This window comes from Streptomyces sp. MMG1533 (assembly GCF_001279775.1).
GTDB lineage: Bacteria > Actinomycetota > Actinomycetes > Streptomycetales > Streptomycetaceae > Streptomyces.
This window is the reverse complement of sequence record NZ_LGDG01000041.1, coordinates 229,462-244,499: the sequence shown is the minus strand read 5'-3', so window position 1 is coordinate 244,499 and position 15,038 is coordinate 229,462. Positions and strand designations below refer to the sequence as shown.

At 71.1% G+C, this 15,038-nt stretch carries 13 protein-coding genes and 1 pseudogene; 7 read left to right on the top strand and 7 right to left on the bottom strand.

The window, feature by feature from the left end; translation table 11 throughout:
- The 4 genes from ADK57_RS08205 to ADK57_RS08190 form a co-directional block, all read right to left on the bottom strand.
- On the bottom strand, nt 1–567 hold a 567-nt coding region (locus ADK57_RS08205), incomplete at its 3' end, for an FMN-binding protein (RefSeq protein WP_199830501.1).
- A gap of 29 nt (nt 568–596) precedes the next feature.
- Nucleotides 597–1,979 carry a ferric reductase-like transmembrane domain-containing protein gene (locus ADK57_RS08200; protein ID WP_053748689.1) on the bottom strand — a complete coding sequence of 461 codons (1,383 nt, stop codon included), beginning with the start codon at nt 1,977–1,979 and terminating at the stop codon, nt 597–599.
- Between the two features lie 75 nt (nt 1,980–2,054).
- On the bottom strand, nt 2,055–2,501 hold the full coding sequence (locus ADK57_RS08195) for an FMN-binding protein (RefSeq protein WP_053748688.1): 447 nt from the start codon (nt 2,499–2,501) through the stop codon (nt 2,055–2,057).
- Between the two features lie 19 nt (nt 2,502–2,520).
- Nucleotides 2,521–3,873 carry a ferric reductase-like transmembrane domain-containing protein gene (locus tag ADK57_RS08190; protein WP_053748687.1) on the bottom strand — a complete coding sequence of 451 codons (1,353 nt, stop codon included), beginning with the start codon at nt 3,871–3,873 and terminating at the stop codon, nt 2,521–2,523.
- A 160-nt stretch (nt 3,874–4,033) separates the two neighbouring features.
- Here ADK57_RS08190 and ADK57_RS08185 point away from each other — a divergent pair, with 160 nt between their 5' ends.
- Entirely contained in the window at nt 4,034–4,774 is a 741-nt protein-coding gene (locus ADK57_RS08185) for a response regulator transcription factor (protein ID WP_053748698.1), read from the top strand.
- Nucleotides 4,771–6,231 (top strand): sensor histidine kinase, encoded by a 1,461-nt coding sequence (locus ADK57_RS08180; protein WP_053748686.1) that lies wholly within the window; start codon nt 4,771–4,773, stop codon nt 6,229–6,231. The genes ADK57_RS08185 and ADK57_RS08180 overlap by 4 nt, the downstream gene beginning before the upstream one ends.
- Here ADK57_RS08180 and ADK57_RS08175 read toward each other — a convergent pair.
- The 3 genes and pseudogenes from ADK57_RS08175 to ADK57_RS08165 all read right to left on the bottom strand — a co-directional run bounded on the left by ADK57_RS08175 (nt 6,218) and on the right by ADK57_RS08165 (nt 8,637).
- Nucleotides 6,218–6,925 (bottom strand): L,D-transpeptidase family protein, encoded by a 708-nt coding sequence (locus tag ADK57_RS08175; protein WP_053748685.1) that lies wholly within the window; start codon nt 6,923–6,925, stop codon nt 6,218–6,220. The two genes, ADK57_RS08180 and ADK57_RS08175, sit on opposite strands and share 14 nt — an antisense overlap.
- Nucleotides 6,926–6,997: 72 nt before the next feature.
- Nucleotides 6,998–7,582: a pyridoxamine 5'-phosphate oxidase family protein gene (locus ADK57_RS08170; RefSeq protein ID WP_053748684.1), complete on the bottom strand. Its 585-nt coding sequence runs from the start codon at nt 7,580–7,582 to the stop codon at nt 6,998–7,000.
- A gap of 183 nt (nt 7,583–7,765) precedes the next feature.
- Nucleotides 7,766–8,637 (bottom strand): annotated as a pseudogene (locus tag ADK57_RS08165) (hypothetical protein).
- A 241-nt stretch (nt 8,638–8,878) separates the two neighbouring features.
- Between ADK57_RS08165 and ADK57_RS08160 the strand changes: the two are divergent.
- From ADK57_RS08160 to ADK57_RS08140, 5 genes are all read left to right on the top strand, one after another.
- On the top strand, nt 8,879–10,075 hold the full coding sequence (locus ADK57_RS08160) for an argininosuccinate synthase (RefSeq protein WP_053748683.1): 1,197 nt from the start codon (nt 8,879–8,881) through the stop codon (nt 10,073–10,075).
- Nucleotides 10,076–10,175: 100 nt separating this feature from the next.
- The gene (argH, locus tag ADK57_RS08155) at nt 10,176–11,609 is read left to right on the top strand and encodes an argininosuccinate lyase (RefSeq protein ID WP_053748682.1); all 1,434 of its coding nucleotides are present in this window, start codon (nt 10,176–10,178) and stop codon (nt 11,607–11,609) included.
- A 137-nt stretch (nt 11,610–11,746) separates the two neighbouring features.
- Nucleotides 11,747–12,718, top strand: coding sequence for an aldo/keto reductase (locus ADK57_RS08150; RefSeq protein ID WP_053748681.1), 972 nt, complete (start codon nt 11,747–11,749; stop codon nt 12,716–12,718).
- Between the two features lie 88 nt (nt 12,719–12,806).
- Nucleotides 12,807–13,373 (top strand): TetR/AcrR family transcriptional regulator, encoded by a 567-nt coding sequence (locus ADK57_RS08145; protein WP_053748680.1) that lies wholly within the window; start codon nt 12,807–12,809, stop codon nt 13,371–13,373.
- On the top strand, nt 13,370–14,893 hold the full coding sequence (locus tag ADK57_RS08140) for an MFS transporter (RefSeq protein WP_053748679.1): 1,524 nt from the start codon (nt 13,370–13,372) through the stop codon (nt 14,891–14,893). The genes ADK57_RS08145 and ADK57_RS08140 overlap by 4 nt, the downstream gene beginning before the upstream one ends.
- The last annotated feature ends 145 nt before the right edge of the window (nt 14,894–15,038 follow it).

Genomic DNA, 15,038 nt, shown 5'->3' with positions numbered 1-15,038 from the left:
GCCGCTGACCGTGATGCGGACCTGGACGGCGCCGTACTGGGTCTGGGCGGCGGTGCCGGTGACGGTCTTGGCCTGGGTGCTGCCCGAGTCCTGGTCCTGCGACGATCCCGCGCTCGCGTTCGCCTTGTCGATGGCCGACTGCAGCGACTTCTTGTAGCCGGCGCTGGTGTACGTCGCTCCGGACACCGCGTCGATCTCGGCGCTCTGCGCGGCCACCGTCGCCTGGTTGAGCTTGGGTACGGCGTTGGCGGTGATCTGGTCGCTCTGGCCGCCCTTGGGTGCCTGAACCGTCTCGGCCTTGGTGATCTTGCCGTTGGCGACGGTCAGCCGGACCTGGACGGCGCCGTACTGGGTCTGGCTGGCGTCCCCGGTGACCATCCCGGTCCCGGCGGCCTGGGCGCCGCCCTGGGCCGACTCCTGCCCCGCGACCGGCGGCTGTGAGGCCGCCCCGCCCGCCGCCGAGGCGGCGGGGTCGGACGACGGTTTCAGTGACAGCAGCAGCACGACACCGGACACGGTGGCGGCGGTCGCGAGCACGACACGTCGGATGGGGTGACTCTTCCTCATCGCTTCTACAGCTCCTGAAGTCCCGTCGCTCACATCTCGAACGACTCGTGATGGATGCGGCGGGCGGGCACACCCGCGCCGCGCAGTGCTTCGTACACGGACTGCGCGAACCCGGGCGGCCCGCACATGAAGACGTCGTGGTTGTCGATGTCCGGCAGCTTCTGCCGCAGCCGCTCCGCGGAGATGTCGGGGCGTTCCCCGTCCGGGCTGTTGACCGCGTACATCAGCCGGGCCCCGCGCTCGTCCGCGATGGTGGCCAGCTCGTCCCACAGGGCCAGGTCGTGGGTGCTGTTGGCCCGGTAGAGCAGGGTGATGTCACCGGCCGCGCCGGGCAGCGTCTCGAACAGCGCCCGCATCGGGGTGATCCCGACGCCGCCCGCGACCAGCAGCACCTTGCCGCGGCTGCGGCGGGAGGCGGTCAGCGCGCCGTACGGGCCCTCGGCCCACACCTTGGTGCCGGGCGTCAGCTCGCGCAGCCGTTCGCTGTGGTCGCCGATCGCCTTCACCGTGATCCGCAGCATGTCGGGGCGGGGCGCCGCCGACAGCGAGTACGGGTGCGAGCTGAACCGCATCCCCGGCGCCAGGAACCGCCAGCGGAAGAACTGACCCGCCTCCGCGCCCATCCGGTGCAGCTTCCGCCCGCCGATCAGCACCGACACGATGCCCGGAGTCTCCTCGATGACCGCCGCCACGTACATCCGGTGTCGCAGGTTCAGCCGGATCGGGGTGAGGATCCGGTACCAGATCACCAGCGCCGTCACCGAGCCGTACAGCCCGTACCAGACGGTCTTCGCGGCCGGTTCGACGGCGAACTCGTTCCCGGTGGTGAGCTGGTGCCAGAACGTCAGGAACACCGCCGCGTACGTCAGCAGGTGCACGTGGTACCAGGTGTCGTACGGAATCCTGCGGCGGACCGGGCCGATCGAGAGCAGCCCGATGAGGAACAGCAGGCCGGTGCCGATCGCGGCCTTGCCCATGTCCGGCAGCTGGTTGATGGAGTCCATCGTCTGCTGGACGATGTCGCCGAGGCCCTTGCCGGCCTGGAGGGCGTAGCCCCACATGATCAGGAAGACGTGGGCGATCGTCAGGCAGAGCGTGTAGCGGCCGCTCATCGCGTGCCAGCGCGCCACCCGGTCGGAGCCCACCCGGCGCTCCAGCGCCGGCACCCGGGCCATCTGCAGCACCACCAGCGCCATGAGGTACCCGGCGAGCAGACCGGTGATCCGGCCCGCGTTGAGGATCTTGCCGTTGTTGTCGCTGATGGACGGGGTGTTGGCCCACCACAGCCACAGCACACCCACCGCTCCGCCCCACACGGCGAGCAGCAGCAGGGTCGCCGGGGAGCGGCGCGGGCGGATGCGGCGCATCGTCTGGCGGCGGGCGGCGCGGCCGCCTGCGAGCGTGGTGGTCACGGTTCCTCCGAGGGCGGGGCAAGGGGGGTGGCGTGGTCCCTTGGCCCTCAGATACGTGCCGAGACGGCCGTGTGTTCAGCCGCCTGCCGAGTCCAGTGCGGACTGGAGTGACTGGCGGTAACCGTCACTTGTGTACGTGGCACCCGACACCGTGTCGATGTCGGCACTCTGCGCGGTGAGGGCCTCACTTCGCAGCCGGGGGAGGGCGTAACTGTTGATCTCCTGGTCCCGGGGGTTGTCCGCGGGGTAGACGACGGCTGTGACGTCCGTGAGCCTGCCGTTCTCGAGGGTGACACGGACCTGAACCGGGCCCCAACGGGTCTGCACGGATTCGCCGTCGACGGTCTTCGTGCCGGTCGCGGACCCGGTGGATCCTGCGGACGGGGCGGCCGAGGGGGCCGCCACGGCGACCTGCGGCGTCGTGTGCGGCTTCAGCGACAGGAGCAGCACCATCCCGGAGACGGTGGCGGCACTCGCCAGCACGATGCGGCGCAGGGGGCGGGTCTTCTTCAACGCGTGCACTTCCAGGGCCTCACAAATCTCAGAGCTCGAACGACTCGTGGTGGATACGCCGGTCGGGCACTCCGGCGGCGCGCAACGCCTCGTACAGCTCCTGCGCCAAGCCGTGCGGCCCGCAGACGTACACGTCGTGCCCGGCGACGTCCGGTACGGCCGCGCGCAGGGAGTCCGCGGTGATGCTCGGACGTTGCCCGTCCGGCCCGTTGAGCGCGTACAGCACCCGCGAGCCGCGCCATCGCGCGACGGCCTCCAACTCCCCGCCCAGGGCGAGGTCTTCGGCCGTACGCGCGCGGTAGAGGAGGGTGACCTCGCCCGGCAGGGTCTCGAACAGGGCCCGCAACGGGGTGATGCCGACGCCCCCGCCGATCAGCAGGACCTTCGCCGCGGTCCGCCGCTCGGCGGTCAGCGACCCGTACGGCCCCTCCGCCCACACCCGCGTGCCCGGCCGCAGCAGGGGCACGGCCGCGCTGTGGTCGCCGAGCGCCTTGACGGTGATCCGCATCCGGTCGGCGCGCGGCGGCGCCGACAGGGAGTACGGCGTCGAGGTCCAGCGCATGCCCTCGGCCAGGAACCGCCAGCGGAAGAACTGCCCCGCCTGTGCCCCGAGTTGATCGAGCCGCCGCCCCCGCACGACGACGGACCACACGCCCGGCGCCTCCCGGTGCACGGACTCGACCCGCAGCCGGTGCCGCAGGTTCAGCCGCACCGGAGCGAGGATCCGGAACCACAGCACCAGGGCGGCGACCCCCAAGTACAGCGCGTACCAGGCGACTTGAGCGGGGCTGCCGCCCGCGAGGTCGGAACCCAGCTGGACCTGATGGAAGAAGGCGAGGAAGACGGCCGCGTAGGTGAGCAGGTGGACGTAGTACCAGAACTCGTATGTGACCCGGCGCCGCACGGCCCGCGCCGAGGTGATGCCGACCGCGAAGAGGATCAGGGTGCCGATGGTGGCCTTCAGCATCTCCGGATAGTCCAGGACGACCGTCGCGGTCTCGTGCAGGATCGACGCACCGTCCTGGGCGGCGTACCCGGCCAGGATCAGCACGAGATGCGCGACCAGCAGGCAGACGGTGTAGCGCCCGGCCATCGCGTGCCAGCGCGCCACGCGGTCGGACCCGATCCGGCGTTCCAGGAGCGGCACGCGGGCCATCAGCCCGACCAGCACGGCGCAGGCGTACCCGCACAGCAGCCCGGCGATCCGCCCGGCGTTCGTCAGCACGCCCGCCGTGCCGACCACCGGCCCGGCGTTCAGCCACCAGGCCGCGACGGCCGCCCCGGCACCCGCCCAGAGCAGGGCGAGCACCGGGCCCGCGGGGGAGCGCCGCGCGGCGAGCGGCACGGGTGGTGCCGTCCGCTGCTCGTACACGGTGGTCATGGGTGCGTCCCTTCCGCTGTCTTCGACGTCCGGAACGCCACTGTGCGGGCGGAAGCTCTCAGCAAGCTCTCAACCGGTACCCCGCCCAGCCCACTCAGAGGAAACTCAGAGCGTCCGGTGCCCCGCAGCGCCCCCGCGAGGGGCGATGCTGGTGAACGTCATGAACACCACCCGCTCCGGCCGCCCCGCCCTCACCCGCCCCGACGGCACGCCCCTGCGCGTCCTCGTCGTCGACGACGACCCCGACCTCGCCGAGGTGCTGTCCGGGGCCCTGCGCTACGAGGGCTGGCTGGTCCGCGCGGCCGGCGACGGGGCGTCCGCCCTCACCGCGGCCCGCGAGCTGATGCCCGACGCGGTCGTCCTGGACGTGATGCTCCCCGACACCGACGGCTTCGCCGTGCTGCGCGCCCTGCACACCGTGAAGGCGGACGTCTGCGTGCTCTTCCTCACCGCGCGCGACGCGGTGGAGGACCGGATCGCGGGCATCACGGCGGGCGGCGACGACTACGTCACCAAGCCCTTCAGCCTGGAGGAGGTAATCGCCCGGATCCGCGGACTGCTGCGCCGCGCGGGCATGGCCCGCCAGCTGGAGGAGGGGCCGCGGCTGACGGTGGGCGACCTGGTCATGGACGAGGAGGCCCGTGAGGTGACCCGCGCGGGCGAGCTGATCGAGCTGTCACCGACGGAGTTCGAACTCCTCCGCTTCCTGATGCGCAACCCGCGCCGCGTGCTGAGCAAGGCGCAGATCCTCGACCGGGTCTGGTCCTACGACTTCGGCGGCCGCGCCCATGTCGTCGAGCTGTACATCTCCTACCTGCGCAAGAAGGTGGACGCGGGCCGCGAACCGATGATCCACACAGTGCGCGGGGCCGGCTACGTGCTGAAGCCGGTGGCCCTGTGAGGGCGCGGTGGGCGAGGCGTCTGCCCCGCCCGCACACCCTCCGGGCCCGGCTCACCGTCGGCCTGGTCGTGCTGCTGGCGGTCAGCTGTGCCGCCGTCGGCGTGGCCGCCGTGATCGAGCTGAACGGCTTCCTCATCAACCGTCTCGACGAGCAGCTGGGCGAGGTCGGGACCAGGTTCCCGGCGAGCCTGGAGCACGGCGGCCGGCTGCCCGACGACCACGACGGCGACGAGCACGGCGACACCCGCCGCCAGGCGACCGGCACCTTCGGCGCCCGGCTGCTCGACGGCACGGTGACCAACGCGGCGGTCGTCCGCCCCACCGGCACCCGGAACGTCCCCCTGACCGCCCAGGACCGGAGGCGGCTCGCCGCGCTCCCCGTCGACGGCACGGGCCACACCGTCGACCTCTCCTCCCTGGACGACTACCGGGTCATGGCGGCCAAGGGGCTCGACGGCGACGTACTGATCTCCGGCCTGCCCCTGGAACCCGTCGAGGCCACCGTGCACCGCCTCGAACTGGTCGCCGGGATCGTCTTCGGCGCGGCCCTCACCGTCACCGGCGTCGCGGGCGCCCTCTGGGTGCGCTGGTCCCTGCGCCCGCTGAGCCGGGTCGCCGCCACCGCCACCCGGGTCAGCGAGCTCCCGCTGGCCAGCGGCGAGGTGGCCCTGCCGCCACGCGCCCCCGAGGCGGACCCGCGCAGCGAGGTGGGCCGGGTCGCAGGCGCCTTCAACCTCATGCTCGGCCACGTCGAGGACGCGCTGACCAAACGCCATGCCAGCGAGGAACGCCTGCGCAGCTTCGCCGCCGACGCCAGCCACGAGCTGCGCACGCCGGTCGCCTCGGTCCGCGGCCACGCCGAACTGGCCCTGCTCCACCCGAGTCCGGTCCCGCCCGAGGTCACCCGCGCCCTGGAGCGCATCGCCGCCGAGTCGTCCCGCATGGGCGAAATGGTCGACGACCTGCTCCTGCTGGCCCGCCTGGACGCCGGCCGCCCCCTGGAACGCGCCCCCGTCGACCTGACCCGCCTGGTTTTGGACGCCGTCACGGACGCGCGGGCCGCCGGCCCCGGTGATCGCTGGGAGCTGGAACTCCCGGAGGACCCGGTGACGGTGACGGGCGACGCGCACCGGCTGCAACAGGTGTTGGCCAACCTGTTGGCCAACGCACGTCTGCACACGCCGGTCGGCACCAAGGTGACGGTGACGCTGGAGACCGACCGCACGGCAGTCACCCTCACGGTCCACGACAACGGCCCCGGTGTCCCCGAGGACATCCGGCCCACCGTCTTCGAACGCTTCACCCGCGCCGACCGCCGCCGAACGGACGCCCCCGGCGGCGGCGCGGGCCTGGGCCTGTCGATCGTGGCGGCGGTGGTGGAGGCGCACGGCGGGAGCGTAGGGCTGGACAGCCGCCCGGGATCGACGACGTTCACCGTGCGACTCAGTACCGGGTGACCGCCGTACGGCCGCTCACCGTCCCGATCGCGATGTGCGGCCCCTTCCCGGGCTCCGCCCAGGCAAGGATCCGCCGCATGGCGTCCGCCGACACCGACACACAGCCGGCCGTGGCCCCACGCCCGTCGACATGCAGAAAAATCCCGGCGCCCCGACCCCGCACCGGCTCGGCGTAGTTGAACCCGACCACGAGCGCGTACGCGTACTGCGTGGTGTAGGAGATCAGCCGCTCGGCCTCCGCCGCCCCGCAGTCCGCGGGACGCGGCTCGACCCACCGGTTGTAGGACCGCGAGTCGTTGTCCTGGCACCACCAGGAGTTCTGCCGCACCGCCCGGTACTTGTACGTCGTCCCACCCGGCGGGGCCTTGATCCCGAACGCGTACGGAAGGTCGTACAGCCCGGTCGGCGTGGTGTTCGTGCCCTGCTTCCGCGAGGAGCCCTCCACCAGCCCGTTCGCCCCGAAGCGGGCCTTCGCGGAACCGGCCTTCCGCCACCGGCCGTCCCGCAGCTCCCACCACGTCACCGTGCCGGACGTCGAGCCGGTCCTCGCGGCCACCGCCGTGATCAGCTGGCTGCCGCCCCCGGTGTCGGCCATCCGTGCGGGCAGCGGCGGGTCGCCGCCGGGCGCGGCACCGAGGCCACCGAGGACGAGGAGGGACGCGGACACCAACGCGGCGACGACAGCGGAGCGCATGGCACCGACCGTACGGTCCCGCGGCGGCGACGGCAGTGAGGATGGGCCGTTCGGGCCGGTTCCCTGCCTTGGCTACTGAATCGGGCGCAGGGGCAACGGCAGCCCGGGGAGCCCGTCCATGCTCGTGGCGATGTGGTCCTTCTTGGCGAAGTACTTGCTGAGCGAGTCGTCGTCCTCGCGTGCGAAACGCTTGCCGTGCAGCTCGCGGTCCGCGTCGTACGACATGTACGGCACCGCGTAGCCGCAGGAGTCCCGGATGAGTTCGGCCCGTACGACGATGATCGCGCGCAGCCCGTGCGGGGTCGGGTCGATGTCCGGGAAGTGTCCGAGCAGTTCCTTGAAGCGCGGGTCGTCGCGGAAGACCGGCTCGCCGCGCCCGTGGACGCGAACGATGTTCGGCGGACCCTGGAAGGCGCACCACATCAGGGTGATCCGGCCGTTCTCGCGCAGGTGCGCGATCGTCTCCGCGGTGGATCCGGCGAAGTCGAGGTAGGCGACGGTGAGTTCGTCGAGGATCACGAAGGAGCCCTTGAGGCCCTTGGGGGAGAGGTTCACCGTGCCGTCCCCGGAGAGGGGGGCCGAGGCGGTGAAGAAAAGGGGTTGCTCCTCGATGAACGTGCGGAGCCGGCCGTCTATGCGCTCATAGGTCTTTCCCATACCTAAAGATTATGCGTGTAAGTCTTTTGCCTGTCTAAGGAATTCCGAGATCCACTTCCGCCTGGACATCCGAGACATCCGAGACATGTGAGGTATCCGAGACATTTGGATATCAGAGACGTCAGAGACGTCCGTGGCCGCCCCGGCCGACGCTCGCACGGGGCGGCCACAGCGCCTGTCACGTCACTCGGTGACCGTGCAGGCGGCCAGGGAGTTCAGACCCTCGGGCTTCTCGGCGGTGCGGCCGATGGAGATGGCGATGCGGTCGATGGTCGACGCGCGCTTGTCGGCCAGCGGGCCGAGGATGGCGTTCTCTGGCCGACGGTGTCGACGAGCCGCTTGTTGGCCTCGTCGATCTGGGTCTGGAGCAGGGTCAGGTTGCGGTCGACCTCGGCCTGCGCGGAGGCCGGGATCGCGGGCAGCTGCGACTCGACGTCGGGGCAGCTGATGGTGCCCACCGCGCCGGCGTCGCCCGTGTCGCCCGCCTCGCCGGTGTCCTCGCCGGCCTCCTCGGAGGCGGTCGCGCTCGGCGTGGCCTCGGCCTCGTCGCCCCCGGCCGCCTCCTCGCCCGCTCCCGCCTCCTCGCCGGTCTCGGCGGCGCCGTCCGCGTTGAGCGTGCACGGCGCGAGCGCGTCGAGGCCCTGCGGCTTCTCGGCGGTGCGGCCGATCGCGGTGGCGATGCGGTTGACGGTGGCGATCCGCTTGTCCTCCAGGGGGCCGAGGATGGCGTTCTGGACGAAGTTGGCTCCGCCCTGGCCGACGGTGTCGACGAGCCGCTTGTTGGCCTCGTCGATCTGGGTCTGGAGCAGGGTCAGGTTGCGGTCGACCTCGGCCTGCGCGGAGGCCGGGATGTCCGGCAGCTGGGACGCGACGTCCGGGCAGCTGATGGTGCCGGGGCCGGCCAGCGTCCGGGCGTTGGTGCTGCCGCTGTTCGACCCCGCCGACTCCCCGGCGAGCGCGGAACCGGCGATGACGGCGCCGGTCATGACCACCGCGGCGGCGCCGCCGATCAACGCGACGCGACGCTTGTTGTACTTCGGAAGAGCCCTGGACATGCGGATGCCTCACTCGGGTCAGGTGGTCTCAGTGTTGACAAACGCGGCGCCTGCGTTCGGCGAGAGGTACGGGAAAGCGGTTTCGCGTGTTCAAAGGCTCGTCAAATTCTTGGCCGACCCTGCCCGGGGGGTTCGCGGTCTACCCCGGCCGGAGGTCCGTGGTCGACCCCGCCGAGATTGACGAATCATGCAGAGTCCTGCATACTCATGCATGTCAGCGAAGCACTGTGAGGAGAAACCCGTGACCGAGCGCGTCGTACTCGCCTACTCGGGCGGTCTGGACACCTCCGTCGCCATCGGCTGGATCGCCGAGGAGACGGGCGCCGAGGTCATCGCCGTCGCGGTCGATGTCGGTCAGGGCGGCGAGGACCTGGACGTCATCCGCAAGCGCGCCCTCGCGTGCGGCGCGGTCGAGGCCGAGGTCGCGGACGCCAAGGACGAGTTCGCCGAGGAGTACTGCCTCCCGGCGATCAAGGCCAACGCCCTCTACATGGACCGCTACCCGCTGGTCTCCGCGCTGTCCCGGCCGACGATCGTCAAGCACCTCGTCGCCGCCGCCGCGAAGCACGGCGCCACCACCGTCGCCCACGGCTGCACCGGCAAGGGCAACGACCAGGTCCGCTTCGAGGCCGGCATCGTCGCCCTCGCCCCCGACCTGAAGTGCATCGCCCCGGTCCGCGACTACGCGATGACCCGTGACAAGGCCATCGCGTTCTGCGAGGAGAAGAACCTCCCGATCGCGACCACCAAGAAGTCCCCGTACTCCATCGACCAGAACGTCTTCGGACGTGCCGTCGAGACGGGCTTCCTGGAGGACATCTGGAACAGCCCGATCGAGGACATCTACGAGTACACCTCGAACCCGGCCGAGCCCCGTGACGCCGACGAGGTGGTCATCACCTTCAAGGAGGGTGTCCCGGTCGCCGTCGACGGCAGGCCCGTCTCCGTCCTGCAGGCCATCCAGCAGCTCAACGAGCGCGCCGGCGCCCAGGGCATCGGCCGGATCGACATGGTCGAGGACCGGCTCGTGGGCATCAAGTCCCGTGAGGTGTACGAGGCTCCGGGCGCGATCGCCCTGATCACCGCCCACCAGGAGCTGGAGAACGTCACCGTCGAGCGTGAACTCGCCCGCTACAAGCGGCAGGTCGAGCAGCGCTGGGGCGAACTGGTCTACGACGGCCAGTGGTTCTCCCCGCTCAAGCGGGCCCTGGACGGCTTCGTCAACGAGGCCAACCAGCACGTCACCGGCGACATCCGGATGACCCTGCACGGCGGCCGCGCGGTCGTCACCGGCCGGCGCTCCGAGTCGTCGCTGTACGACTTCAACCTGGCGACGTACGACACGGGCGACACCTTCGACCAGGCCGCGGCCAAGGGCTTCATCGACATCTACAGCCTGTCGTCGAAGATCGCGGCGCAGCGTCAACTGCGGGCGTAGCCCGACGGGACCTCGCGTAACCGATAGCGTGAATGCCGCCTCCCCGTCCGTACCCGGTGGGGAGGCGGCGGCACATCCACAGCCTTGAGGAGTAGAGCAAGTGAGCAGCAACAGCGGTGACGTACGGCTCTGGGGCGGCCGTTTCGCCGACGGTCCCGCCGAGGCCCTGGCGAAGCTGTCCGCGTCCGTCCACTTCGACTGGCGGCTCGCGCCCTACGACATCGCCGGTTCGCGCGCCCACGCGCGCGTGCTGCACAAGGCGGGGCTGCTCACGGAGGACGAGCTGACCCGGATGCTCGCGGGCCTCGACCAGCTCGAAGCGGACGTGGCATCCGGTGTCCTGGTCGGCACCATCGCCGACGAGGACATCCACACGGCCCTGGAGCGCGGCCTCCTGGAGCGCCTCGGCCCCGACCTCGGCGGCAAGCTGCGTGCCGGCCGTTCCCGCAACGACCAGGTCGCGACGCTCTTCCGGATGTACCTGCGCGACCACGCCCGGATCATCGGCGGTCTGATCGCCGACCTCCAGGACGCTCTCATCGGCCTGGCGGAGGCCCACCCGGACGTGGCGATGCCCGGCCGCACCCACCTCCAGCACGCCCAGCCGGTGCTCTTCGCCCACCACGTCCTCGCGCACGTCCAGCCCCTGTGCCGGGACGCCGAGCGCCTGCGCCAGTGGGACGAGCGGACGGCTGTCTCGCCGTACGGCTCGGGCGCCCTCGCGGGTTCCTCGCTCGGTCTGGACCCGGAGGCGGTCGCCAAGGACCTCGGCTTCGAGCACGGCAGCGTCGGCAACTCCATCGACGGCACGGCCTCGCGCGACTTCGTCGCCGAGTTCGCCTTCATCACGGCGATGATCGGGGTCAACCTCTCCCGCATCTCGGAGGAGATCATCCTCTGGAACACGAAGGAGTTCTCCTTCGTGACCCTGCACGACGCCTTCTCCACCGGCTCGTCGATCATGCCGCAGAAGAAGAACCCGGACATCGCGGAGCTGGCGCGCGGTAAGTCGGGCCGTCTGATCGGCAACCTGACCGGCCTCATGGCCACGCTCAAGGCCCTCCCGCTCGCCTACAACCGCGACCTCCAGGAGGACAAGGAGCCGGTCTTCGACTCCTGCGACCAGCTGGAGGTCCTGCTCCCCGCCTTCACCGGCATGATCGCCACCCTCACCGTCAACCGCGAGCGCATGGAGGAGCTGGCCCCGGCCGGCTTCTCGCTCGCCACCGACATCGCCGAGTGGCTGGTCAAGCAGGGCGTGCCGTTCCGGGTCGCGCACGAGGTCGCCGGCGAGTGCGTGAAGGTCGCCGAGGCCGAGGGCAAGGAGCTCGACGGCCTCACCGACGAGCAGTTCGCGAAGATCTCCGCCCACCTCACCCCCGAGGTGCGCTCCGTCCTCAACGTCCCCGGCGCCCTCGCCTCCCGCGACGGCCGCGGCGGTACGGCGCCCAGCGCGGTCGCCGTCCAGCTCGCGGAGGTCAAGGCGGACGTGGCGGTGCAGCACGAGTGGGCCACCGCCAAGGACAAGAAGTAGCAGGGCACGCGCGCGTGGAGTTTTTTCCGGGTCCACGCGCGCGTGCGGCTCATGAGGCGCACACGCACGCGTGAAGCGGGGGCATCGCGGTTACGTTGGTCATGACCCGCAAGGAGCCGACCCGAACGGAGCCCGCGATGCCCTTCGCCCGCCTCGCCTCAGCCACGACCCCCACCTGCCACATCGGTCTGGGTCTGGCCGCGGTCGGCCGCCCCGGGTACATCAACCTCGGCCGGGACCAGGACCTCCCGCCCGTGCGCAGTGTCGACGCCCTGCGCGCCCGCACCCACGAACTCCTCGACGCCGCCTACGCGCAGGGCGTCCGCTACTTCGACGTGGCGCGCTCCTACGGCCGCTCCGAGGAGTTCCTCGCCGACTGGCTCAACGCCCGCCCCGACATCGAAGACATCGTCGTCGGCAGCAAGTGGGGCTACACCTACACCGCGGCCTGGAGCACCGACGCCGAGAAGCACGAGGTCAAGGACCATACGCTCGCCACGTACGAACGGCAGCGCGCCGAGAGCGACGGACTGCTCGGCGAGAGGCTCGACCTCTACCAGATCCACTCGGTGACCCCGGACAGCCCGGCGCTCACCGACAAGGAACTCCACGCGAAGCTGGCGGAGGCCGCCGCGCAGGGCCTCACCGTCGGCTTCTCCACGAGCGGCCCCGCCCAGGCCGACGCGATCCGGGCCGCGCTCGCGGTGACGGTCGACGGCGAGTCCCTCTTCCGTACCGTCCAGTCGACGTACAACGCCCTGGAGACCTCGGCCGCCCCCGCGCTCGCCGAGGCGCACGAAGCCGGACTCACGGTGATCGTCAAGGAGGGCATGGCCAACGGGCGCCTCGCGGCCCCGCACGCGCCGGACGCCCTGAAGGCCGTAGCCGAAGAAACGTCTCTCGGCTGCGACGCGGTCGCCCTCGCACTCGTCCTCCGCCAGCCCTGGGCCGGCGTCGTCCTCTCCGGTGCCGCCACCGTCAATCATCTCGCCTCCAACCTGCACGCGGCGGTCGTGGACCTGGACGAGGATCAGCTGACCCGGCTGGCCGGACTGGCCGAGGAGCCGCTCACGTACTGGGAGAAGCGCGGGCAGCTGCCCTGGCACTGAGAAAGTTCTGACGACGGACCCAGCCTGAGGGTGAGACGCTCATGCCCATTGTGAGACAAAGTTGTCTCACATGGGCTATCGTTGTCTCATGGCCGTCGATCGTGATCACGTACTGCGCAGTGCCGCAGCCCTGCTGACCCGCAAATCCACCGCGACCATGGACGAGGTCGCCAAGGCGGCCGGGATCAGCCGGGCCACGCTGCACCGCCAGTTCGCCGGGCGTGACGCGCTCGTCCGGGCGCTGGAGGCGCTCGGTATCGCGGAGTGCGAGGCCGGCCTGGACGCGGCCCGCCTGGACGAAGGCCCCGCGAGCGACGCCGTACGGCGCCTGGTGCGCGAGGTGGAACCCGCCGCCGGTCTGCTCGCCTTCCTCTACACCGAGAACCAGCTGTTCGAAGGCGAGGAACTGCACGAGGGCTGGTCCCAGATCGACGACCGGATCTCGGCCCTGTTCCGGCGCGGACAGCTGAACGGCGAGTTCCGCATCGACCTCACGCCCGCCTGGCTGACCGAAGCGCTGTTCGGCCTGCTGGCCTCCGGCGCCTGGATGGTGCAGAGCGGCAAGGGCGCCCCCAAGGACTTCCACCACATGATCGTCGAGCTGCTGCTCGGCGGCGTACTGCGGCATTCCGCACGACGGAGAGAGGAATCATGACCAGCATCCTGCAGCCGGCGAACCCGACCGAGGCGGTGAAGCGCCCCGGCCGTTGGCTCGCGCTGTCCGTCCTCGTGCTCGCCGTGCTGCTGGTGGCCGTGGACGCGACCGTCCTCGGCCTCGCGACTCCCTATATCAGCGAGGACCTGAAGCCCACCGGCACCCAGCTCCTCTGGATCGGCGACGTCTACTCCTTCGTCATCGCCGGTCTGCTCGTCTCCATGGGCAGCCTCGGCGACCGCATCGGCCGCAAGCGGATCCTGCTCGTCGGCGCCACCGCGTTCGGCGCGATGTCGGTCCTCAACGCCTATGCCACGACACCCGAGTTGATGATCGTCGCCCGGGCGCTGCTCGGCGTCGCCGGCGCGACCCTCATGCCGGCCACCCTCGCCCTGATCCGCAACCTCTTCCACGACCCGCGCGAACGCAGCCTCGCCGTCGGCATCTGGGGTGCGACGGCCTCCGCCGGTACGGCCGTCGGGCCCATCGTCGGCGGTTTCCTGCTCGAACACTTCTGGTGGGGCTCGGTCTTCCTGATCAACCTGCCCGTGATGGCGGTCCTGGTCCTCGTCGGCATCAAGCTGCTGCCCGAGTCGCGGAATCCGCGTCCCGGCCCCTGGGACATGACCAGCGTCGTGCTGTCGCTGGTCGGCATGATCGGTGTCGTGTACGCCGTCAAGGAGGCCGCCACCCACGGCGTCACCTGGGAGACGCTCACCGCGGGCCTGCTGGGTGCGGGCGCGCTGTACGGCTTCGTGCGCCGCCAGCTCACCCTGCCGACCCCACTGTTGGACATGCGGCTGTTCCGCGACCGGGGCTTCAGCGGAGCGGTCCTGGCCGACCTGCTGACCATCCTCGGCCTGTCCGGTCTCGTCTTCTTCCTCTCCCAGTACCTGCAACTCGTCCAGGACAGGGGCCCCTTCGAGGCGGGGCTGGCCGAACTCCCCGCCGCGGTCGGCGCGGTGGCGGCCGGTCTGGTCGCCGGCTCGGTGGCCCGACGCTTCTCGGTCCGGTCCGTCGTCTCCGTCGGCCTCGCGGCCGTCGGCCTCGCGCTGGCCTCCCTCACCGTGATCGACCAGTCCACCGGCTACCCGCTCCTCGGAACCGCGTTGCTTTTCGTCGGCATCGGAGCCGGCTTCTCCTTCACGGTGACCGCCGACGTGATCCTGGGTTCCGTACCCAAGGAACAGGCAGGCTCCGCGTCCGCCGTCTCCGAAACGGCGTACGAACTCGGCGCCGCCCTGGGCATCGCCGTACTCGGCTCGATCGTGACAGGCGTCTACCGCGACTTCAGGGGCCCGGTGGATACGCCGCCTGAGGCACACGAGTCGCTGGGCGGGGCGGTGGAGGTGGCGGCGGGCTTGCCCGCGCAAACGTCGGAGGCGCTCCTGGACGCGGCCCGGACGTCCTTCGTCGACGGACTCGCCCTGGCGGCGGGAGTGGGCGCGGTGGTACTGCTCGCCGCGGCGGTCGCGGCCTGGTTCCTGCTACGAGGCCAACGTCTGGACAGCGCCCCCTAGGTGGCGACGGATCGCCGGAGGAGCAGCCAACGTGACGACACGAACGCCGGGCCGGGTGCGCGCCCCCAGGGGCGCGGGGAACTGCGCGACCAGCCACGGCGGACCCGCAGGCGACACACAGCCGCGGACCGCAGCTCCGGGTCGG

Excerpts from the sequence above, each read along its gene's own strand:
- ADK57_RS08150 (WP_053748681.1), top strand. The coding sequence starts at position 11,747 with ATGCCCTTCGCCCGCCTCGCCTCAGCCACGACCCCCACCTGCCACATC.
- ADK57_RS08190 (WP_053748687.1), bottom strand. The coding sequence starts at position 3,873 with ATGACCACCGTGTACGAGCAGCGGACGGCACCACCCGTGCCGCTCGCC.
- ADK57_RS08175 (WP_053748685.1), bottom strand. The coding sequence starts at position 6,925 with ATGCGCTCCGCTGTCGTCGCCGCGTTGGTGTCCGCGTCCCTCCTCGTC.
- ADK57_RS08170 (WP_053748684.1), bottom strand. The coding sequence starts at position 7,582 with ATGGGAAAGACCTATGAGCGCATAGACGGCCGGCTCCGCACGTTCATC.
- ADK57_RS08145 (WP_053748680.1), top strand. The coding sequence starts at position 12,807 with ATGGCCGTCGATCGTGATCACGTACTGCGCAGTGCCGCAGCCCTGCTG.
- ADK57_RS08140 (WP_053748679.1), top strand. The coding sequence starts at position 13,370 with ATGACCAGCATCCTGCAGCCGGCGAACCCGACCGAGGCGGTGAAGCGC.
- ADK57_RS08185 (WP_053748698.1), top strand. The coding sequence starts at position 4,034 with ATGAACACCACCCGCTCCGGCCGCCCCGCCCTCACCCGCCCCGACGGC.